General features: G+C 35.4%; 22 protein-coding genes and 1 riboswitch. Of the genes, 10 read left to right on the top strand and 12 right to left on the bottom strand.

Annotation, left to right across the window (positions count from 1 at the left end):
- Both SPD48_RS10680 and SPD48_RS10675 read right to left on the bottom strand, forming a co-directional pair.
- Positions 1–1,263, bottom strand: a complete 1,263-nt coding sequence (locus SPD48_RS10680; protein WP_336258100.1) for an APC family permease — start codon at positions 1,261–1,263, stop codon at positions 1–3.
- A 317-nt stretch (positions 1,264–1,580) separates the two neighbouring features.
- On the bottom strand, positions 1,581–3,365 hold the full coding sequence (locus SPD48_RS10675; RefSeq protein ID WP_336258099.1) for a glycoside hydrolase family 18 protein: 1,785 nt from the start codon (positions 3,363–3,365) through the stop codon (positions 1,581–1,583).
- Positions 3,366–3,757: 392 nt separating this feature from the next.
- Between SPD48_RS10675 and SPD48_RS10670 the strand changes: the two genes are divergently transcribed.
- On the top strand, positions 3,758–4,648 hold the full coding sequence (locus tag SPD48_RS10670) for a lytic polysaccharide monooxygenase (protein ID WP_442962150.1): 891 nt from the start codon (positions 3,758–3,760) through the stop codon (positions 4,646–4,648).
- A gap of 154 nt (positions 4,649–4,802) precedes the next feature.
- Here SPD48_RS10670 and SPD48_RS10665 read toward each other — a convergent pair whose 3' ends face one another.
- The 4 genes from SPD48_RS10665 to SPD48_RS10655 all read right to left on the bottom strand — a co-directional run bounded on the left by SPD48_RS10665 (position 4,803) and on the right by SPD48_RS10655 (position 7,768).
- Positions 4,803–5,063 carry a hypothetical protein gene (locus SPD48_RS10665; protein ID WP_336258097.1) on the bottom strand — a complete coding sequence of 87 codons (261 nt, stop codon included), beginning with the start codon at positions 5,061–5,063 and terminating at the stop codon, positions 4,803–4,805.
- A gap of 225 nt (positions 5,064–5,288) precedes the next feature.
- A complete protein-coding gene (locus SPD48_RS19960; RefSeq protein WP_442962149.1) occupies positions 5,289–5,423 on the bottom strand; it encodes a hypothetical protein in 135 nt (44 codons plus the stop codon).
- A 130-nt stretch (positions 5,424–5,553) separates the two neighbouring features.
- Positions 5,554–5,937 carry a penicillinase repressor BlaI gene (gene blaI / locus SPD48_RS10660; RefSeq protein ID WP_336258096.1) on the bottom strand — a complete coding sequence of 128 codons (384 nt, stop codon included), beginning with the start codon at positions 5,935–5,937 and terminating at the stop codon, positions 5,554–5,556.
- Between the two features lie 37 nt (positions 5,938–5,974).
- Positions 5,975–7,768, bottom strand: a complete 1,794-nt coding sequence (locus tag SPD48_RS10655) for a BlaR1 family beta-lactam sensor/signal transducer (RefSeq protein WP_336258095.1) — start codon at positions 7,766–7,768, stop codon at positions 5,975–5,977.
- A gap of 551 nt (positions 7,769–8,319) precedes the next feature.
- On the opposite strand from SPD48_RS10655, the gene bla reads away from it, so the two are divergent.
- The 6 genes from bla (at position 8,320) to SPD48_RS10625 (ending at position 13,294) form a co-directional block, all read left to right on the top strand.
- Positions 8,320–9,198 carry a class A beta-lactamase gene (gene bla / locus SPD48_RS10650; protein ID WP_336258094.1) on the top strand — a complete coding sequence of 293 codons (879 nt, stop codon included), beginning with the start codon at positions 8,320–8,322 and terminating at the stop codon, positions 9,196–9,198.
- A 584-nt stretch (positions 9,199–9,782) separates the two neighbouring features.
- On the top strand, positions 9,783–10,130 hold the full coding sequence (locus tag SPD48_RS10645; protein ID WP_336258093.1) for a lmo0954 family membrane protein: 348 nt from the start codon (positions 9,783–9,785) through the stop codon (positions 10,128–10,130).
- A 30-nt stretch (positions 10,131–10,160) separates the two neighbouring features.
- On the top strand, positions 10,161–10,811 hold the full coding sequence (locus SPD48_RS10640; protein WP_336258092.1) for a PspA/IM30 family protein: 651 nt from the start codon (positions 10,161–10,163) through the stop codon (positions 10,809–10,811).
- Positions 10,812–10,912: 101 nt separating this feature from the next.
- Positions 10,913–11,644 (top strand): cell wall-active antibiotics response protein LiaF, encoded by a 732-nt coding sequence (gene liaF / locus SPD48_RS10635; RefSeq protein WP_336258091.1) that lies wholly within the window; start codon positions 10,913–10,915, stop codon positions 11,642–11,644.
- On the top strand, positions 11,641–12,678 hold the full coding sequence (locus SPD48_RS10630; protein WP_336258090.1) for a sensor histidine kinase: 1,038 nt from the start codon (positions 11,641–11,643) through the stop codon (positions 12,676–12,678). The genes liaF and SPD48_RS10630 overlap by 4 nt, the downstream gene beginning before the upstream one ends.
- On the top strand, positions 12,671–13,294 hold the full coding sequence (locus SPD48_RS10625; RefSeq protein WP_336258363.1) for a response regulator transcription factor: 624 nt from the start codon (positions 12,671–12,673) through the stop codon (positions 13,292–13,294). Before SPD48_RS10630 ends, SPD48_RS10625 begins: the two co-directional genes overlap by 8 nt.
- A 427-nt stretch (positions 13,295–13,721) precedes the next feature.
- On the opposite strand, the gene SPD48_RS10620 is transcribed toward SPD48_RS10625, so the two are convergent.
- Both SPD48_RS10620 and SPD48_RS10615 read right to left on the bottom strand, forming a co-directional pair.
- Positions 13,722–14,231, bottom strand: coding sequence for a GNAT family N-acetyltransferase (locus SPD48_RS10620; protein ID WP_336258089.1), 510 nt, complete (start codon positions 14,229–14,231; stop codon positions 13,722–13,724).
- Between the two features lie 485 nt (positions 14,232–14,716).
- The gene (locus SPD48_RS10615) at positions 14,717–14,839 is read right to left on the bottom strand and encodes a hypothetical protein (RefSeq protein WP_336258088.1); all 123 of its coding nucleotides are present in this window, start codon (positions 14,837–14,839) and stop codon (positions 14,717–14,719) included.
- A gap of 582 nt (positions 14,840–15,421) precedes the next feature.
- On the opposite strand from SPD48_RS10615, the gene SPD48_RS10610 reads away from it, so the two are divergent.
- Together SPD48_RS10610 and SPD48_RS10605 are read left to right on the top strand one after the other, a co-directional pair.
- The gene (locus tag SPD48_RS10610; RefSeq protein ID WP_336258087.1) at positions 15,422–15,925 is read left to right on the top strand and encodes an ArsR/SmtB family transcription factor; all 504 of its coding nucleotides are present in this window, start codon (positions 15,422–15,424) and stop codon (positions 15,923–15,925) included.
- A gap of 22 nt (positions 15,926–15,947) precedes the next feature.
- A complete protein-coding gene (locus SPD48_RS10605) occupies positions 15,948–17,237 on the top strand; it encodes an MFS transporter (RefSeq protein WP_336258086.1) in 1,290 nt (429 codons plus the stop codon).
- Positions 17,238–17,337: 100 nt separating this feature from the next.
- On the opposite strand, the gene SPD48_RS10600 is transcribed toward SPD48_RS10605, so the two are convergent.
- The 4 genes from SPD48_RS10600 to SPD48_RS10585 form a co-directional block, all read right to left on the bottom strand.
- Complete coding sequence (locus tag SPD48_RS10600; protein WP_336258085.1) at positions 17,338–17,685, bottom strand: DUF4260 domain-containing protein; 348 nt, start codon at positions 17,683–17,685, stop codon at positions 17,338–17,340.
- A gap of 76 nt (positions 17,686–17,761) precedes the next feature.
- On the bottom strand, positions 17,762–18,574 hold the full coding sequence (locus tag SPD48_RS10595) for a nucleotidyltransferase domain-containing protein (RefSeq protein WP_336258084.1): 813 nt from the start codon (positions 18,572–18,574) through the stop codon (positions 17,762–17,764).
- 487 nt (positions 18,575–19,061) lie between these two features.
- Complete coding sequence (locus SPD48_RS10590) at positions 19,062–19,376, bottom strand: DMT family transporter (protein WP_336258083.1); 315 nt, start codon at positions 19,374–19,376, stop codon at positions 19,062–19,064.
- Positions 19,376–19,726, bottom strand: coding sequence for a DMT family transporter (locus tag SPD48_RS10585; RefSeq protein WP_336258082.1), 351 nt, complete (start codon positions 19,724–19,726; stop codon positions 19,376–19,378). The genes SPD48_RS10590 and SPD48_RS10585 overlap by 1 nt, the downstream gene beginning before the upstream one ends.
- 73 nt (positions 19,727–19,799) lie before the next feature.
- Positions 19,800–19,898, bottom strand: a riboswitch (guanidine-I (ykkC/yxkD leader).
- 155 nt (positions 19,899–20,053) lie between these two features.
- Between SPD48_RS10585 and SPD48_RS10580 the strand changes: the two genes are divergently transcribed.
- Complete coding sequence (locus SPD48_RS10580; RefSeq protein ID WP_336258081.1) at positions 20,054–20,947, top strand: LysR family transcriptional regulator; 894 nt, start codon at positions 20,054–20,056, stop codon at positions 20,945–20,947.
- Positions 20,948–21,263: the final 316 nt, after the last annotated feature.

Raw genomic sequence — 21,263 nt, 5'->3', positions numbered from 1 at the left:
TTAAGCCCCCTTATATGTAAAAACCTTCTTACCTATAATCATATAAACCGCATATATTACTAAGACAATTAATGGAACAAATATATATAACTGAAAAAATGGGATTACCAACAAACATAAAATTAAAGAGGTTAATGATGCCCACCATGCCAAAGTGTTCTTCTTAAATAACTTGACACCTGCTGCCATGGAAAGAACATAAACTAGAATCCCTAAAGAAGTTGGAATGAACAAAATATCATCAAAAGTCAACGATAAAAATTTCGTCACTATAACACCTGTTATCGAAAAACTAATAATAAATAATACCATTCGTCTTGGAATTTGAGTAATTACATGTCGTTTTGAAAAAATCGTTGGAAAAGCACCATCTCTACTTAATGAATACCCTAATTGCGTGAGGCTAGCTACAAAAGCATTTGATGTTCCTGTACAAATAATTAACGCCAAAATGGCAGTGACAATTTTGGCACCTACTCCTATTGTATCTTCCATTATAACACCAATAGGAGATAGGCTGCTTTCTTGATTGCCATACGTTGCTGTTCCAATAGTGACAAAGCTTAATGCTAAAAATAATAGTCCTATAACAATTGCACTAATTATTGACGCTTTGACAATATCTTTTTCAGGTCTTTTAAAGTGCTCCGCTAAATTACAAATTGCTTCCCACCCGAAAAAGGACCAAAAAATAATAGTTATAGCACTCCCAACTGAAAACCATCCATTTGGAGCAATGGGTGTAAAATTCCCCCATTGTATTCTTGGAAGTGAAACACATACAGCTACCAGCAAAAGAATCAGTAATAAGGTACTTAAAATCAGTGCAACTTTACCACTAACATTTACGCCATAATAATTGAAGGCCCCTGCTATTACTAATATCAAAATGGCAATCACTGTTGTTGTAACATTTGAAAATCCAAATGCCTGACTGACATAATAGGCACCGGTTAAAGAAACAATTGTTTGACCAACTGCTGCTGTTACAAAGTAAAACCACCCGACAATATTACCAAGATGGTATCCGAAAGAAATTCTAACAAAAGTTGCTGCTCCCCCTGCATCCGGGTATTTTTTTGCTAGACAAGCAAAGGAATAAGCAAGCGGAAAGCTGATTATAGTAACAATAAGCCAGGATACTATAGAAGCAGGGCCTGCCATTGAGGCAGTAACTCCCGATAAAAAAAGAACACCCGAACCTAGAATAGCTGCAATATATAACGCAATTCCTTGAAACAATCCAATTGATTTATTATTCATGATTACACCCCTTTTTAGCTCTTAGTTTACTAGTAAAAGAGTGCAAGTTTCTTCTTGTTTTTTGCGGTTCAATTCTTTAATCAATAAAGAAAAAACAGTAAACCATTAGAGATTTACTGTTTTATAAGATCATTTTCATTATAAGTTCCTAAAGTGGATAATAGTTTGTAATGATAAATGTTTGCTTTTAAAAATGGGGAAAGCAAAAATTTATTGATTGAACGTACATTTTTTTAAGCTGTATTGTTATTGATAGCTACTATTTTCTCTCTTCATTCACTAATAGAAATACATATAATAAAAGTATTAGAGACCTGCTACTTTACCTTCCTTCTTTTTCTTCTTTGAAAGTAGTATATTCCGAACCCTATTATAATAATAAGGGCTCCTACTGCTAATGTATTGAACATATTAGTTGCAGTCGCTGGTAACTTCTGACCGGATTCTTTGCTACCATTATTATCTTTACCGGTCTCTCCATTATTTTCTAAACTGTTATCTTTGTCCTCGTTTTTATCGGAATCATCTTCTTTATCTTTGTCCCCGTTATCTTCAGAATCATCATCTGTGTCCTTGTCCTCATCCTCTTCTGTACCATCTTCCTTACCTTTGTCTTCATCTTCTTCGGTACCGTCTTCCTTACCTTTGTCCTCATCTTCTTCAGTACCGTCTTCCTTACCTTTGTCCTCATCTTCTTCAGTACCGTCTTCCTTACCTTTATCCTCATCATCTTCTGTACCATCACCGTCTTCTGGTTCTTCAGGCTCTGGTTTTGGTTGTTCGTTAGAAATACCTAATCCACTGGAAACTGTTTTTAATAGATTATATTCTTCATCATCTTGACTTAGTTCCCAAATCATCGCACCTGCAAGGCCTTTTTCTTTAATATAATTCACCTTATATCCGATTGACTCTACGTTATCAAATGTAATAAATTCTCCTATCTCGTCGTTGTATAAGTAAGGAACTTTTGCATTATTATTCCAATAGTATTTGAAACCATTTTTATTAACCAAATTCCCCCTAATATAATCATAACTATATACTCCGGGTTCTAGGTCACCGCCACCGTTACCCTCACATAACTGATATCCACCATTTATCGTGGTCATTTCACCATTATTGTCTTGGTTACAATTTCCCCAAGAACGCCCATAAAAAGGCAGTCCCATGACTAGTTTATTTGCAGGTACTCCAGCATTTAGATGCCCATTAATCGCTTGATCAATATGATAAGGATGAACATTAGCCTCTACCGCTTGGGGATCTTCATATAATGGTGCATTATGTGCGCTCATTGGAGCCCAAGTTCCATTAAAATCGTATGTCATAATATTAATATAATCTACAATTTCGGCTATTTTGTCTAATTCGTTATTAGTCGGATAAGAAAAACTTACACTTGAGGCTATTGTTAATAAATATTCTTTCCCATCTTCTGCTTCCGCATTATCAAGGGCTTGACGGATTTCTTTTAACAATAATGTATGGTTTTCCTTATCACTAGGATCTCGATGATTATTCCACATCCCTCCCTCTACAGGGTATTCCCAATCAAGATCAACCCCATCCATTCCAAATTCTCGAATATATGCTACAGCCGATTCGGCGAATATTTTTCGAGATTCCTCTGTTCTTGCTGCAAGAGAAATATTATAAGACCATGACCATCCTCCGATGGAAACAAGTGTTTTTAAATCAGGGTTTATTTGTTTTAATTCACGTAATGTTTGTAGAGCCCTTATATCACTTTCAGGATCACCTAAAACAACACTTCCATTTGGAATTTCAGCTTCATTTCCTTGTAAGTCAGTACAAGCCCATGTATTACTTTCTCCTTCAGGTACCCAAACTTCTGGATTTCCATGTTCCCCATCCCAACACACATCTGCAAATGCAAAATTGATATGAGTGATGTTGTTTGGATTTAGGTTTCCAGGTGGTCCCCAAGAGGTATAATATCCAACTACTTTGAAATTCTCTTGGGCTTGCACACTATTATTCTTTTGAAAATGATCAAGTAGTAATACAGATGATACTAATAATAGAATAAAAAATATAATAGATACTCTTCCTTTCCACCATTTTGTAACCGCTCTCAAAAATAATCCTCCTCCAATACATTTTTTTATAGTGAACTAAAGGTAACTCATATAATCTATTATCCGCTAAAATTTTATAATGTTATAAGATTATAATGTATATAATAGTTAATGGCAGGTCCGTTGTCAAGTTAGTATTTTATTTATTCTGATAATTATTGCAAATACAAATTTTTGTCTCCATCTAATTTCTAAAACAGTCCTTTATACCCTTTACTTATGTAATTACCTTCCATACAATAACATTATAACGTTATAATAAAATTGATAGGAGGAAAAATGATCACGTGCATCATGATTAGGAATAGTAAATAAAAATGGAAGGATGATTTAAGTTGGAATTACGTACAATGAAGTTTAATCCTATTTATTTGTTATTTGGTATTTCAATAATGATAGCGCTTTCCTTTGGATTCAGTACGAAAGCGTCTGCACATGGATATGTAAATAGTCCAGAAAGTAGAGCTGTCCTATGTCAAAAAGGAATTAACTTTGATTGTGGTGGAGTTATTTATGAACCACAAAGTATTGAAGGACCTGGGGATTTCCCACAAGCTGGTGTACCAGATGGGCAAATTGCTAGTGGTGGAGGTGTTTTTCCGAAACTAGATGAACAAAGCGAAGATCGATGGGCAAAAGTTGCGATGTCGAGTGGTGCTTACACATTTCGTTGGACATTAACAGCAGCTCACGCTACTAGAAATTGGGATTATTATATTACCAAAGAAAATTGGGATCCTAATACACCATTAAAAAGATCTGATCTCGAGTTATTTTGTTCCATTGATGATGGAGGAAAACGTCCCGATTACAGTGTATCACACGATTGTGTTATCCCAGAACGTACAGGGTATCATGTTATCCTAGCTTATTGGGAAGTGGCTGATACTCCTAATGCTTTTTACCAAGTAATCGATGCGAATTTTGATGGTGAATTTATCGAACCGGGAAAACCTGGAAAGCCAGGTGAGCCGGGAGAACCAGGTGAAAATGAATCAGATTGGGATGCAACAAAAGTGTATCTAGCTGGAGATACAGTAACTTATAATGGTAAAACATATCGAGCACAGTGGTGGACACAGGGAGAAACTCCGGGAGAATCTAACGTTTGGGTCCTTGTTACGGAAGAAGAGAATGGAGAGGATCCGGAAGTTTTAGAATGGAACGCCAATACAGCCTATACAAATGGGGATATTGTTTTATATGATGGTAAAATATATAAAGCATTATGGTGGACGCAAGGAGATATACCTGGAGATTCTAGTGTATGGCAACTTCAATAAATGAAGAATTTTCATGTAATAGTTAAATAAGTTCTTTTCGTTTGTATATAGTACTTTTAGTGGATTTCCACGTTAAGAATCCCTACCATTTTATTTGGTAGGGATTTTTGTTTAGAACTATGAACCAGAAGTCCAGAGCCATTTTGAATTATACCTATAACGTAACACGCTTAATGACCGGATATGTGAGTACGATACATACAATCCCTAATCCGGCTAACAAATGAAGGAACAAATACATATTTTCTAATGTCCATTTGATTATTCCGCTCATATCTCCTAATGTAAACCAAAGAAATCCAACTACTCCTAAGCCTACAACGATACCTAGCATCCATAGATAACCAAATCGGTATAGAGCAGCTGAAAGAATGGTACCTGTTCCAACGAGAAAGATACCAAAAAGTACATCCACCTAGAAATAGGATATTGCATTGATACCCAAAACAAACTGACAATATGGAAAACATGCGTTGTACTTTTTGGATTCTCTGTAATAAACTCAGATAACTGGAAAAACACATAATTATTAATCATTAGCGATACGATAGATTTGCAGGAACAACAATTTCATCTGCTTACGTACCTTGTTTCTCCATTTTTGGCCGGAAGAATACGTTATCTCCAAATCGAAATTCTTTTACATCTGTTCCAACAGCTGCCCCCTACCTGCTGCATCCCATCCCAAGATTAGAGAGAATTTATACGGAAAGCTTTCTTTCAAATGTCCCTCCCGTCCTTTCCAGTCTACAGGGTTTACACCACTAGCCTTTATTGAAATAAGTAGGTCGTTAGGTCCTAATGGTCTGTCGGAACGGGAACCAACTTAAGTGTCGTTTCATCTCCGTATTTTTCAATGCCGATCCCTTCAAACTCTCTCTTTCTATGACTTTTTCAATGGACTATTACTTTTTGTCAGGCTTTTCATTCAAAATGGAACGTAATTCTCTGATCTCTTCTTCCGACAAAGAATCATCCTGAACGAATTGAACGAGCATCGACTTTAACGCCCCACCATAAATTCGTTTAACAAAAGAATGTGCCTCAGCGCGTTGACATTCATCTTGCGAATAAAGTGGGAAAAACGTATAGACCCTCTTATCTTTATTGACACCTATCACTTTTTTATGAACGAGACGATCCAAAAGAGTGCGTACTGTTTTAGGCTTCCAATCTGTCTGCTCCTGCAAAGTCGATATAACGTCACTAGCCGTTTGGGGAGCTTTTTCCCACAGAACATTCATTACTTCCCATTCTGATTCAGAAATATTAGGGATTTCTTTCGTCAACCTGATTCTCCTCCTTCCAATTTTGGTGCAACATGCTTCAATCCAGTCTCTTATTTCCTGAATAGATTCCTTTATCTATTAAAATTGATAATGTGATTTCCGCTGCCTTGCTTCCATAACTATTATCTTCATTTTGTATATTAGTTGCAAAGAAGTAAGTATTGTCCTTGGTTTCAACATATCCAATGAACCAACCGCTTATATTCCTGCCGTTAACATTACCTGTACCCGTTTTCCCAGAGAGGCGGTAACCGTTGTCTTCCTCTAATAGTAGGGAATCTTTAACAGTTTGAATATTCTTATCCTCGAATTCAAATTGATTTGTATAAAAAGCTGATAGTAATTGTACCTGTTCAATTGGAGAAATCTTTAATGAAGATTCAAGCCAATAGTCCGATCTGCCAGAAAGATCATAATTTCCATAACCCATCTGTTCCAGATAAGCTTGAGCTGTTTCACGTGGAATTCTTTGATCCAATTCCTGAAAATACCAGGTTACTGAATTTTTCATGGCAGTTGATACATTTTGGTCCATATTCCAAGATTCATACGGATATTTCTTTCCATTCCATTTCATCGTGGAATTGTCTCTAGTTATTACATCTGACTCTAATCCAAGTAATGCGCCATATATTTTGTAAGTAGAGTTCGGGGAAACTCTTAGCGTGCTTTTATCTTTATTATAAATACTATATTGATCAGCTTTCATATCATATAATACAAAGCTTCCATCGTAACCATTAAAATAAGGGCTTAAATCCTCATAAAGCGTATTCTTATTATTAAAATCGTAACGGTCATTAGGAGTAGCCATTGCAGAAATAAATGGAACCTGAATCGCTACAAATACACCAATAAGGGTAAAAATTGAAATACTCTTCAACTTCATCCACTTTGACTCAATGGTAAATGATGCAATTTTTTCAATCCGTTTTTTCATTTGCTCCTTAGACCCATTAAACTGATTGGCCAAAGCAAAGTTTTTTGAGTGTGATATTAGGGCTGCGAAATTAATAATTGCATTCCCATAATCTGCATGACAATCCTCCTCTAAAGAGTTCAAAACAGCTGTATCACAAGCTATCTCACGATCCAATCTCATTTTTTTAAAAGCAATCCATACAAGCGGATTAAACCAATACAAAATTTGATACATGATAATGAGGTAATTCGTTGCTATATCATTGTATTTATAGTGATGAAGTTCATGCATAAAAATATATTCGATATCCTTTATGGACATCCATTCATCAAGATGTACCGGCAAGACAACATAGGTCTTAAATAGACCGAATGTCATGGGAGATTTGACAAGTGATGACTCACCTACAATTAACGGTTTAGATATATTTAACTGATGCTTGCATCGTTCAAATACGTGTAAAATATCTTTATTGTTCAAGACTTTTGTCGTATTTTTAATTTTCTTTAATTTGAACCACCCATGTAGGAATAGAACAGCCATAACGAACATGCCTGCAATCCAAATACTTGTTAATCCAACATTTAAGAATTTCAGATTAAGATGATGGACAGGTATCGCAAAGTCTTGCATCCAGTTTACGTCACTAAATTTAGAAGCTTCAGTAGTGCTAATAGAAGAGTCACCAACTGTATTGCTTTGATTAATATCAAAAAAAATAAAATGATTTTTAAAATCAATCAACTGCTTCGGTATAAATGGAAGAGTTAATGCGATTAATAATAAAAACCAAAGATTGTATTGCCATTTCGCTGAAAGTTGCTTAGAGAACAATCTCCTAATAAGCAAAATAACTACTATCGTAACAGAGGATGCTATTAAACTTGTGACTAAATGAGTGAAAAACATACTTCTTTTACCTCCGCCTTCCGAAGTATCATTATTAATGCTTTACATTCCGATGATTTCTATTAAGAAATTTTAACAACTTTTATTGCAATTGATTTTATAAAAGTCTTTTGTGGTACTCGAAGTTTAACATTTCAATATTATTTTATCAATTTATCAATTTCTTTGTAAAAGGATTGAAACTAATAGCCTTAAAGCATGATAGACTTTATGATCTTTTCCTAAAAGAAATAGTGAGAAATTTTTAAAGTTAAAAGAATTGACATCTATAGACTACAGTTGTAATATTAGACTACAGTTGTAGTCAAGGAGATTAAAGGAGGGAAATATTAGGTATTAGCTGGCTACATCAGTGATTTTAAGTTGGTGTTGTAAGTATTGATAAGGCATCAAACCTATAAATTAATATTTTATTATCAATTGGTAGAAAACATATTTCATCATTGCTAGATAAAAAAGTTATATTTTGAATAGATTATAACTAGAAAGAGGTTTTGAATTTGATAAAAAGATATATTCGCAAATTTAGCATGCATCATTTTACATTGGTTATGTTGTTAGTCACAGCGATTACACTCACTGCTTGTGCAGATAAAGACACTCCGACTAAAGAGAAGAATGAAGAAGAACAAACAGTAAATACAGATGAAAAGTTTACCCAACTTGAGAATGAGTTTGACGCTCAGATTGGTGTCTATGCAATTGATACAGGCTCAAATCAGATCATTGAATATAAACCAGAAGAGAGATTTGCTTTTGCATCTACTTACAAAGCTTTAGCCGCAGCTATTTTGCTGCAGCAAAACTCTTTGAAAGATCTCGAAGAAGTAATTACTTATACAGAAGATGATTTAGTGCCCTACTCTCCGATTACAGAGAAACATGTAGATACTGGGATGACCCTTTCGGAATTAGCTGAGGCGGCGGTTCGGTTCAGTGACAACACCGCGGGGAACCTTTTATTTGAAGCAATAGGTGGGCCTGATGGATTTGAACAAGCCTTAAGAGAAATAGATGATAATGTTACGATGGCGGAACGCTTGGAGCCAGATTTAAATAACTTCACCCCGGAAGATACTCGTGACACCAGCACACCGAGGGCTCTTGCCACTAGTCTTCAGGCATTCGCAGTCAGCGACTTACTTTCAGGTAATAAACGTGAAGTGTTCACAGATTGGCTAAAAGACAATGCTACAGGTGATACACTAATTCGTGCGGGCGCACCTGAAGATTGGGAGGTTGGTGATAAGAGCGGGGCCGCAAGTTATGGAACAAGAAACGACATTGCCATTGTTTGGCCACCAAATAAAGAACCAATTGTCATTGCAATTCTGTCCCGACATGATACGGAGGATGCTGAGTATGACGATACGCTAATCTCACAGGCTGCTGAGATCGCACTTAACGCTCTGATGGAAATGGAAGACTGATTAGTTTTTACCAAGATGTTAAAAGAGTAAAGCATCTTTGAATATGTGTTTCGGTTGTAATGAATCTATCATAAAGAAATAAGCGGAGTTGTTAAAAACAATATAGATGGGATAGCGTCAGGAACAGCATTTCCTGACGCTATTTAGGTTAAAAAATCCTTGATATTGGTTGTAACATGTTAGCATTATATGGGATATTGTGTCCCCTTCATCTCCCATGTCAGAATAAAAACATATAAACTAAATAGTTAATGAATGTATGTAAACTTGTTCATAGTAAAATCTTTTCATATACGTACCCGAAATTACATGTTAATTAGAAGCATTTACCTTTCCAAATTATATGGCTCTTTACGTTTGTTTGGACTGCAAACAATGGTACCCCCTATTACTTTCTAATTCCATTCGATTATCTGTTTTACTGCTATGTAAGATTCTTTATTTTCCCCACTACGTTTACCAAAATAATACAACAAACAAGCCAATTAAGCCTAGAGACCTAGAAGAAAATATGCCTGCAGCTCATTATAACAAGAAAGTAAATCCGGTACACTTGAATCAAGATAGAAAGGAGGCAGAAATCCATGCGACATTTCCTTATGTTTTTGGCAGGCTTGACAGCACTGATCATTTTGGTCGTAAATCTAGGACCAATGGTTTTGCTTGGCGTAAGCGTCTGGCTTTTATACTTAGTATTCAAGCGGTTTATCAAAGCACATTCCACCCTATCTAAAATTGGTTGGGTCATAGTCGGACTAATCATTTTGTCCATCGGCATTTCCAATATATATGCGGTGATCGGTCTTGCTGCAGCATTCGTCTTATATTGGATATACAAGAACTGGAACAAGGACACAATTGAACCAACAGTTGAAATGAATAATGATCCATTTACGAATTTCGAACGTGAGTGGGGACACTTCACAAAATAATGACTACCATATAAAAGGAGAGATTAAATCATGAGTAATGTATTTACACGAATAAAAGATGCGATATCAGCGGACGTACATCAATTATTAGACCAGAAGGAAGAGAAAAATCCGATTGCTGCACTGAATAACTATTTACGTCAATCGGAAATAGAAAAGGAAAAGGTAAAAAAATTATTGCAGCGTCACTATAAATTGAAAGAAGAATTTACAAATGAATACCATCAAGCAGAAGAACAAGCGATGAAACGAAAAAGTCAAGCAGACATTGCCAAACGGGCAAATGAAGAAGAACTGTATCATTATGCGATGAAGGAATATGAGGAATATGATAGACGTGCGAAACGCATGAAAACTTCCCGCGAAAATACAATTGCCCAAATCGAACAGCTCGAAAGCAAATACAAAGAGATGAATCATAAATTGAAGGACATGAAGTTAAAACAGATGGAACTAATGGGTCGAGAAAATGTGGCCAGAACCAATCAGCAAATCAACCGTGTACTTCATGGAGATGGTGAAAATGCCTATAACCGCTTCAATGAACTGGAAAGCTTTATCGACCGGATTGAAAAGAAAGTGAACAAAGCATATTACGAGAGCACCTTCGATCAGCGTATCGCCGATTTGGAAAGAGACATGAATTTTGCAAAGGAAAATTCAGACGAAAACCGCGCATAACCTAGCGATTTCTACTATAAATAATGCTATACTAAAACAGACGCTTCCCATTGCGTCTGTTTTCATCTAAAGTTACCGTTCAGGAAAAGGGGGTTATTTCCATGTTAAATCGATTATCCACACAAACAGTCAACTGGATTTTAATAATTGGAATAATCCTTTTTGTAATTGAAATCCTTTTCTTCCACGGTGGACTGATTGCAACGGCTGTCTTCCTTGGTGCAGCAGCCTTTGTCGGCTGGAAGAACCAAGAAACTTCATGGGGAAAAGTGGTTTTCTGGATTGGTATCATCGGGTTGATCATTACTTTTCTGAACATGATGGCTGTGCGTTTTCTTGTTCTAATATTTATCATCTTATTCCTGATTGATTATTCCAAAACGAAAAATAAACATTATTTGAAACCAGAACACTCAAAAGATACGATCATCATGCAAGATGAACCACTTGTGAAATTGCATCCACTATTTAGGCAAATACTTTATGGTAATGAAGAAACTGAATCTAATGCATATGAATGGCGCGATATCAATATACAGGGTGGGGTTGGTGACAGAGTAATCGACTTGAGCAATGCGGTATCACTTGATGATACGGCAATCATTTCGATTCGGCATGGCATAGGGAATATAACTATTTATATCCCATATGATACAGACTTCATGATACATCATAGTGCTATCTTTGGCCGTGCCTACATTTTGAACAAACAGCATGAGCAACTCTTAAATCAGCAACTTTCCTATCAGACAGAAAATTATCCGTATGCGAAAACGAGAGTGAAAATTGTCACTTCGCTTATCTCGGGGAATATCGAGGTGAAACGCATATGAGAATTATACTACGTCAAATTGCTATCAACTTACTAGTTTTGTTTTTGGTAACAAGTATTGTCCTAGGCATTACATTTTTATTGTTTCCGATAGAAGATATCCAATCGTTGATCACAACGAAACTGTTCAATTTATCTTATCTTGCAGTAGTTGGCATCATTATTCTCGTTGCTGGACTTCTTATTGGCATCCTTGGCAGTCAATTGTGGAAACAACATATTTATTATATGGAAAGACAGTTGGATCAATTAATTCACGGGCAGTCCCTTATCAATGAAGAATATAAAGACCTTAAACAAGTCGATGAACGGGTTAAACAATTACAGAAAAAAATTGCATCACAAGTAGAACATGCACAACGTCTTGCAACAGAACGCGCAAATGAAAGAGAAGCAAGCCTACAGGAAATTGTTGTGCAAGAGAGAAACCGACTTGCAAGAGACTTACATGATTCAGTAAGCCAGCAGTTATTTGCTGCATCGATGATGATGTCTGCTATTACGGAATCAAATCAGACCGATGATCCGGCATTGAACCATCAAATAAAAATGGTTGAGAAAATGATTCAGCAATCACAACTGGAAATGCGTGCTCTATTGTTGCATTTGCGACCGGTACAATTAAAAGGCAAGAAACTACAAGAAGGGATTATGGATTTACTTTCTGAACTCATGTCCCGCTTGCCGATAGAACTTGATTATAATATTGAAGATTTTTCGATTGAAAAAGGGATTGAAGACCAGTTATTTCGTATCTTACAAGAGGCTGTTTCGAATACCTTACGCCATGCAGAAGCAGCATCAATAAAAATATCCCTTATCAAACGTGAAGGATTCATCATCATGCGTATCTCTGATGATGGTAAAGGTTTCGAAATGAAGGATACCGGTACAGGTTCTTATGGTCTAGATACAATGAAAGAAAGAAGCCAAGATTTGGGCGGCGATTTCAAAGTCGTCAGTTTACCCAATAGAGGAACACGGATTGAAGTGAAAATACCAGCAATACATGAGGATGGTGAAAACGATGATTAATATATTATTTGCAGATGATCATGAAATGGTTCGAATTGGTGTCAGTGCGTATTTATCCGCACAGCCTGATATGAAAGTGATAGCAGAAGCGAACGATGGTAAGACGGCAGTAGAAAAAGCTTTGTCATTAAAACCCGACATCATTTTGATGGATCTTGTCATGGATGAAATGGACGGAATTGAGGCGACCGAGCAGATCATAAGCAAATGGCCAGAAGCAAAAATCATTGTTGTAACGAGTTTTATCGATGATGAAAAAGTGTATCCAGCACTTGAAGCAGGCGCGATGAGCTATTTATTAAAAACTTCCAAAGCAAGTGAAATTGCTGCCGCTATTCGCGCCACTTTCAATGGAGAATCTATTCTTGAACCCGAAGTAACTGGGAAAATGATGCATAAACTCCGTCAGAAACGATTGCCGCATGAGGAGCTGACACCTCGTGAACTGGAAATACTTCTATTAATTGCTGAAGGGAAATCAAATCAGGACATTGCTGACGAATTGTATATTGCAGTCAAAACCGTAAAAGTACATGTCAGCAATACATTAAGCAAACTTGAAGTACAGGACCGGACACAAGCAGTTGTATATGCCTTCAAGCATAATCTGGCATAAAGATTTATATTGGATAGACTTTGTATGTTAAAATGAAGCCTTTTAATCACAACTTTAAACAAGCAAAAAGCTTGGCTTATCGTCAAGCTTTTATGGAAATGAATTAATAAAAATAAATATATTTATAGCACATTCTCTAGGTTACCCGTCTAGTTTTATCCCTTTAATCAATCTAACTTAAATTGAACAGAGTAATCTTTCCCTGATAGTACCACATTACCAAAATTCATTACCTTCACGAACCCTCCTGCTTATTTTAATTTATCAGGGATACGTAGGTAATGAATTATATCCTAATGTAACTTCTCGATATTCCTATAGAATTTTCAATATAGATTCAACGAAAACAACACCCAGAAATTAGATTTTACCTCTAATTTTTGAGGTGCAGTATCGACTACCATTGCCGCAATCATTTATATTCTTCTCAATCAAGATAATTTCGCTGAAAAATGTTCATCAAGACAGCATTATGATAAGCGCCATTGACAAAGAATTCTTCTTCTAATGTAGCAACACGTTTATACCCACATTTTTCGTAGATATGAATCGCTTTTTCATTTATTTCATCTACATATAAATATAATTTGTGCAAGTTTAACACTTTAAAGGCATAATCTGATGCTAAATTCGTCGCTATAGTAGCATAGCCATTTCCTTGAGCCTCGGGATCAATCATGATCGCATATTCAGCATGGCGATGAACAAAGTCAATATCATATAATTGAATTAGACCAAGTGGTTTCTCACCATCTGTTAAAATAAAACTGCGTACAGTACTATCTTGTTGTTTTTTTTGAAATATTTCACTTAATCTAGTCTTCGAATAGTAGGCCTCTTCAAACCAGTAAGACATAATCTCAGGATCATTTACTAATCTGTGTAAAAAGATATTATCATCTTCTTCAAATGCTCTTAGTCTCAGTTGTTTTGTCATTTCCTTACTCCCTTTCATATACCTGGGTTTACTAAATTCCTAGGTTTTCACCATTCAATCCTTCTCGTAAATTTCAACTGCTCATTCTCCCATTTTCTTTCCATACGTAGCTGATCCAATGTGCGGTAATGTAACAACATTATTCAACTTTAATAATTCATAATTACTAATACTTTAATAAGTCCTTTTCTACAATAATGCTGCCTAGGGAAACATTTATTAGAAAAATTTGCTTATTCTAACCCTTTATATTTTCTTATCTGTTAAGAATAACAGATGGCTTCACTATTTTCTTGTCAATCATTCCCCTTGTTTTGTCGGTTAAAGGAGTAATTAGGCATCAAAATCTGCATTTCTAAGCGGACCTTCGAGACTTATGTTTATTTGCATTTACACACTTTTCTGCATCCAGTTTCGGCATGCAACCATAACAGAGTATATCCATATTAAACTAAATAAGTTCTCTGTGCAATTGCTTTACTAATTCACCCCATCCCTATAATTCCAAGCATTTTATGATGAACATCTGCACTGAATAATTCTGTTGTTAACGCTTCTTTCAGTGCCTCTGTTTTCATAATGATCCAGTTCTGGCATTCTTCTTGCACTTGAAAGCATTAAACCAGATTCGTAAAATACACCTTCTTTTTCATTCTGAAGAGATAATAAAAATTGTTAATCTGAGTTTCTAAAAAGATCTGTACCAAAATAGACCTTTCTTGATATATTTCTAATATCTCTTTTGTATACGATTAATCGTATTTTTAAGGAGTATCCTGGTTCAACAGTTTCCCAGTATATTCACTTCATGCAGAAGATATCGGTTTTGTTAACTTTTAAAACAAAACATCCTTGTATTCTCTGTATAAGAACGGTCAGGATTTACGGATTATAATCATTTTATTCGTACAATTAAAAAGTATATCGGGATCAACAAATACAATATCCACTTCAACATTTAAACACAAAAACTCTAATCAACCTCGATACTCACTAATAGGTTCAACTTGCTTAGAATATTTAGAAAATCCCCCCATTTTTAGATAAAAATTTTTTTAAAAAAGTAGTTTACATTTTTTAGTAATCGACTATAATAATATTACAATCTATTTTTTTAGATTGAATAAATTATTTAGACCAAACTAATATTGCAGATTAAAAATGATACAAAATGGATGGAGGATAAAACCATGATAAACAAGAAAAAGAAATCTATTCCAATCTCAGTTGAACAATCAAAGTTGTTAGGTAACACATTAAGAATAAAAATCATCAGTGTTCTCCAAGAAACAGCTAAGACATCCAAACAAGTCGCTACAGAGATCGGTGAATCACCAGGAAATGTCCATTATCATATCCAAAAACTTTATAATGGGAAACTGATTGATTTGGTAGAAGAGAAACCAGTTGGAGGTGTTATTGAAAAATACTATCTTGCACGAAGTAGTTCGTTTGAAAGTCCTGAGGGAATTTACCCTGAACTAAAACCAGGATTTAATGCAGCTTCTTCCGTAAGTTCGAGTTCTGCATTGTATCTGAATGAAGAAGATAAAGAAAAGTTATTAGAAGAATTTACAGATCTTATTAAGAAATGGGTCGTAAAAACATCGAAAGCAGGATATAGCGGGACTGAGGAATATGTAATTGGTGTAAACTTTGTTTCTAGAAGAGAGAAAACTGAGGAAGAAAAATAAAATAAAAGGAGTGGGGAACAAAGTGAAAATTTTTAAGCATCGAAATTTCAGTTTAATGTTTTTTGGCAGAATTGTCTCAAATATTGGTGACAGTCTATATACAGTAGCTGCCATGCTACTAATATATCAACTTGGAGGTTCAACCTTCTACACAGGGTTGGCTGGCTTTTTATCCATTTTGCCACGAATTGTCGAGTTTTGCTCTGGTCCACTTATTGACCGAATTCCCATTCGTTCTTTACTAGTCAGAACACAATTATTTCAAGCTGGATTATTGCTAATTATACCAATTGCAGCTACGTTTAACTTTCTATCCGTTGCACTCGTGCTAATTTTAACACCAATCATCACAACATTAAATATATTAATATTCCCAGCACAATTGGCTGCACTCCCTAAAGTATTGCCTGAAGAAGAATTAACAAAAGGAAACTCTCTATTCACAGTCGCATACCAAGGTATCGATATATCTTTCAATGGATTGGCAGGTATCCTGTTCGTAGTAATTGGACCATCTGCTTTATATACGGTTAACTCCATTACATTTTTAATTGGCGCAGCAATCTTTTACTTTATTCAACTTCCAGCAAGCACGGAAGTAGCAGCTACAACGGAAAAGCAAACAGAGAAAAAACCGTTCAAAAATATTATTAAGAACTATGTAGGTGATTTGAAAGAAGGAATAGCGTTTATGTTTAATAGTTTTCTTGCTAAATTACTTTACGGTGCTATTATATTGAATTTAGTCGGAGCCGCAACAGTCGCCGTTTTCCCCGCATTCGGTGAAGTGATTGGTGGAACAGAGTATGTAGGATTTTTATTAATGTCCATTGCTTTAGGAAGCTTAATCGGTGCACTCCTCGCCCCTGTATTAAAACTTGAACGTTTTCCACTCGGTAAAATGTATGCATTCGGCTATCTATTCGCGGGATCATTGTGGGTCCTTGCTGCTTTAGTACCATTCGCATGGCTTACATTAACCCTTTATATGATTGCTTGGATTCCTGCTGGTGCTTTGAACATTGTCATTTTTACCATGCTACAAAAAACAGCACCGAAACATTTAATAGGACGAATTTTTACGGCAGCAACGAGTCTTTCCGGAATTGCTGCACCAATCGGTTCTTTACTTGGTGGTAGCTTAGGTGTATGGATTGGCAGTCCAAATGTTATTATAGTATGTGGAATGATTGTACTCCTCGTGGCACTCTTTTGGCTTATCAATTCAGAGGTTCGAAACTTGCCTGCTACGAAGCACCTAGATGAAAACAGTTTAACTGCGATGAAACGGAAAGCTACTGTTTCTATTTAAAATTTTGGTCATTCATATTCATACCCACGTATTGCTTTTCATCTAAATGACCATTCTAGTACCATTTTATTCACATATTGTACGCGTTGTTGAAAATGATTCAGATGCGATTCAAATGAGTGTCTTGAAACTTTTCAGGATATTTCAACCCATAGCCAAACAATCTATCCATCCCTATATGAGCTACCCAAATTAAACTAATCATTAAAATAATATGATTTTGCATCAGTAAACTGAAGATTATGATTGCTACTGGTATAGTATATGTGTGAAATAAATTATACACTATTGAGCCAACCTTGTTATTTTTCAAGTATCCTAGTGCTGACAAGTCTGGTGCGAATAATAAAATGATATACACAAACCAACTAAATTGCAGATAAAAGTAAAAATAAGTACTTATTGCCAAAACAGCTAGCCCCTCTAGATGCAATAAAATTTTATTCAAGGATCTTCACCACTTTCAAGGATTGATTTTTTTATTTATTTTTTAATATGACTATCGTAACCGATAATACATTTATTTAATAAGGAATTTTGGCTTCATTTAAAAAGTTCACACTAGCCCACTCACCCTCACTCTTAAAAAATGCATACACCATCTCGCGGTCTGTCGGAGGTGCTTCTATCCAAACTAACAAAGTACGAATTATTGATTCCTTTTCCGGAAAGTAGCGAATAAATACCTCGCATTGTTCGTGAAGTCGTGTCGTCCAAATCTGCGAACGTACCAATACCATTGAATAGTATGTTCGAATGAGCTTACGTGCAAAATTTTGTGTCCCTGTTTTGAAATCTTCTATAGAAGCTGTTTCTAACCTTTTTAACGTCCGATTAAGAACATCACCAATATCTCCATTAAAACGGATTGCTATCTCTGACGTAAGTTTGTATGGACCAAATCGTTCTCCTATATCCTCTCCATACACACAAACACAAAGTTCTTTAAGAAATGCATTTTCATAATAATTAGAGGGGTCAATCGTATAGTCATAGTATGCTATAGCTATTCCAACATCCCTGACTAACGTATGATATTTTTCGGATAGTTCCTTGGCAAGCTTCTTTAATTCGGCTAACTTAACGGAGCTAAGTTTGGTATAGAACATTGCGATAAGGTCTAAATCGGATTTTTTTATAATCGCTTCTCCCCTTGCTACACTACCGTACACATAAACACTATGCAATGTTTCAGGAATTAAATGTTTAAGCCTCTCAATAGATTTTTGAATACAAGGGAAATAGACATCATCGATTTTGTCTTTACTGACATCGCTTAAAATAAATCCATTCGAGTCTAGACCATAACCTGCATTTAAGTTTCCTATTGTAATCACCTCTTTTTTGTGAAGTAGTTCGATTACTAGTAATCAAACAAGATTGAGGCTCTAGAGAAAATGAAAAAATATTCGTTCGAATAGACAGTTTCCCATTTTATCTCCAAGATATCTTATCAATCAATTATACGTACAATTTATACGAGAGCAACCGGTAATATAGACGTAATCAAAGCAATACTTAATTGATTGATACGATTGTATGCTCTTTTCCCGAATATAAGTCATTAATATAGAATGAGTTTACTTAAAATAAAAACAACTACAATTCATATCAATTTGCTGAAACGTCTTTTTGATGATTCATTAAGAAAAATAATAGTTAATTCGGAGGCGAAGTAAGAGGAACATTGGTACATTCTTGATTTACAAGAGCGTGTTGCATATATAGGGCAATGTTCCTCAGATGTATATACTGTAACCGTAGTTCTTTCTTCAAATGTCATTTCGTAATTAAAATACAGTTTGTCGATATGTCGATATTAAATTAAGAAATAAGTTTTAATCCAATTGCAGAACCTAATATTAAAGTTATAAAGAGCATTCTTTTCCAATCTTTTGATTCTCCAAAATATATCATTCCAATTAAGGCGCTGCCTACAACACTAATCCCTGTCCAAATTGCGTATCCTGTTCCCATAGGAATCGTTTGCAATGAATAACTTAAAAGACCAAGGGCTGATCCAAGCCCAAAAATAATTAAAACAACTGTTTGCCAATTACGTTTTATAGACAATTTATTAATCATAGCAACAGCAAAAGTTTCGAATAGACCTGCTAAAATTAGAGTTAACCAAGCCATTATGATCTAACTCCTTTCTCAATCTTGTCACTTTTATCATCTGTAACTAATTTCAATCCAATAACTCCCGATAAGAGTACTGCTATTAGAAAAATTTTTTCCCATTTGAATGGTTCTCCAAAGAATATAATTTCTGCAATAACAGTACCTCCTGCACCTAATCCCACAAAAACTGCATAAACCGTTCCAGCAGGAAGTACTTGTGCTACTGTTATCATTAAATAATTGCTCAATATAATCAGAATCACTGTAGCAGTCCAAGTCCAAAAATCATATGCATGAGCCAATCCAATTACCCAAAAAACTTCTAAAAAGGCTGCAACAAATAACTTAATCCAGTTTTTACTCATTGATATTACCTCCATTTTTTAGTATTTACATAAAAACAAAATAAAAAAGCCTAAGAGAAACTGTTTAACAGTTATCTCCCAGGCTTTTATCCTTCCGTGGCACAGCATAGCTGTGAGTTTTCTCTCGGACCAGACCAATCATATGAATTGCGGAACCCTAGAAAACATTTTATATTTTTCATTGTATCACATCCAAAAGGTTAAATCTAAAGGACTTCCTTTTTATTTTCTTCAATTAATTTTATTAATTAGATTATTGTAATAATTTAATGTAAAATGATAGATATAACCTATTATTTATATATAAGTACTTTGAGGAGGAAATCTGTGGAACTTAAACAATTGGAATACTTTATCGTATTATGTCAAGAGCTACACTTTACACGTGCGGCCGAGAAGTTAGGCATTGCCCAACCTTCTCTTAGTCAACAAATTGCCTTGTTAGAGCATGAAGTTGGGATGCCTTTGTTTAATCGTATTGGCAAAAAAAATATACTTACTGATGCAGGGAAAACATTGTTACAACACAGCTACAATGTGTTTCATGAAATTTCTCAGGCACGTGCTGCAATTAGCGAGCTTCAGGGATTAGAGAGAGGCACCCTTAAAATAGGCTCCCTACTCACAGTTGTTAATTACCTGCTTCCCCCAACAGTTATCGGGTTTCATAATGCTTATCCCAATGTGGAACTCTCTGTACAAGGGTTACGAACTGGAGATATTTACAAAGGCCTATTGCAAAATAAACTAGATTTGGGTATCGTTTTTTTACCTCTCGAACATGAAGATTTGGAAGCGATTCCGATTTTTAAAGAAAACCTTGCACTTGCCGTACCTATAGATCATCCTTTTGCTCAAAAAGAATTTGTAACACTTCAAATTTTAAACGATACACCATCCATTTTACTACCTGAAACCTATTTCTTACGACAAGTTATTAATGAACAGTGTCGGTCACTGAATTTCACACCAAAACCAGTACTTGAAATGACGACAATGGAATCTATCATCCAAATGGTAAGCAAAGGTGTCGGTGTTACGATACTACCAAAAGCTTACTTAGATTATATTGATAATATTCACATCAAAACGATTCCTATTCAAGATCCGGTGATCACCACACAAATTGGAATCGCTTATCGAAAGAATAAACATTTATGTGCAGCTAGCCATGTTTTTATGGAACAATTGATTACAACAATTAAAGATGAACGCTTTTAGTAGAGGATTTTCAGAAATAATTATTGTGCTTTTCAATACTTTCTCAGCACAATATCAACGAGGCCAACAGCCTGGTAAATTTCATTTTAGTGATAAATTGATCTTTCAAGTACTACATTATCGTATATTCTAAATTCTGTGTCGTGTTCCATTAAACATCTTCAAGTAGCGTTTCAAGAGTTGCAAGACCGGCAGGTACCACAAGGGGACCTCCTCACAAAAGTTGAACCATGACTCCCTGCTGAGAAAGAGTCTTGAAGTTCATGGCTTCCCCATCAACGCGCCCGATTGGAAATCATAATCAAAACCACCAGTT

The organism is Pseudogracilibacillus sp. SE30717A (genome assembly GCF_037071985.1).
GTDB lineage: Bacteria > Bacillota > Bacilli > Bacillales > Amphibacillaceae > Pseudogracilibacillus.
This window is presented reverse-complemented; position numbering and strand designations above follow the sequence as displayed.

Bases quoted from the DNA above. Each gene is read 5' to 3' on its own strand.
- SPD48_RS10680 (WP_336258100.1), bottom strand. From the start codon at position 1,263: ATGAATAATAAATCAATTGGATTGTTTCAAGGAATTGCGTTATATATT.
- SPD48_RS10670 (WP_442962150.1), top strand. From the start codon at position 3,758: ATGATAGCGCTTTCCTTTGGATTCAGTACGAAAGCGTCTGCACATGGA.
- SPD48_RS10655 (WP_336258095.1), bottom strand. From the start codon at position 7,768: ATGTTTTTCACTCATTTAGTCACAAGTTTAATAGCATCCTCTGTTACG.
- bla (WP_336258094.1), top strand. From the start codon at position 8,320: ATGTTGTTAGTCACAGCGATTACACTCACTGCTTGTGCAGATAAAGAC.
- SPD48_RS10645 (WP_336258093.1), top strand. From the start codon at position 9,783: ATGCGACATTTCCTTATGTTTTTGGCAGGCTTGACAGCACTGATCATT.
- SPD48_RS10640 (WP_336258092.1), top strand. From the start codon at position 10,161: ATGAGTAATGTATTTACACGAATAAAAGATGCGATATCAGCGGACGTA.
- liaF (WP_336258091.1), top strand. From the start codon at position 10,913: ATGTTAAATCGATTATCCACACAAACAGTCAACTGGATTTTAATAATT.
- SPD48_RS10630 (WP_336258090.1), top strand. From the start codon at position 11,641: ATGAGAATTATACTACGTCAAATTGCTATCAACTTACTAGTTTTGTTT.
- SPD48_RS10625 (WP_336258363.1), top strand. From the start codon at position 12,671: ATGATTAATATATTATTTGCAGATGATCATGAAATGGTTCGAATTGGT.
- SPD48_RS10620 (WP_336258089.1), bottom strand. From the start codon at position 14,231: ATGACAAAACAACTGAGACTAAGAGCATTTGAAGAAGATGATAATATC.
- SPD48_RS10610 (WP_336258087.1), top strand. From the start codon at position 15,422: ATGATAAACAAGAAAAAGAAATCTATTCCAATCTCAGTTGAACAATCA.
- SPD48_RS10590 (WP_336258083.1), bottom strand. From the start codon at position 19,376: ATGGCTTGGTTAACTCTAATTTTAGCAGGTCTATTCGAAACTTTTGCT.
- SPD48_RS10585 (WP_336258082.1), bottom strand. From the start codon at position 19,726: ATGAGTAAAAACTGGATTAAGTTATTTGTTGCAGCCTTTTTAGAAGTT.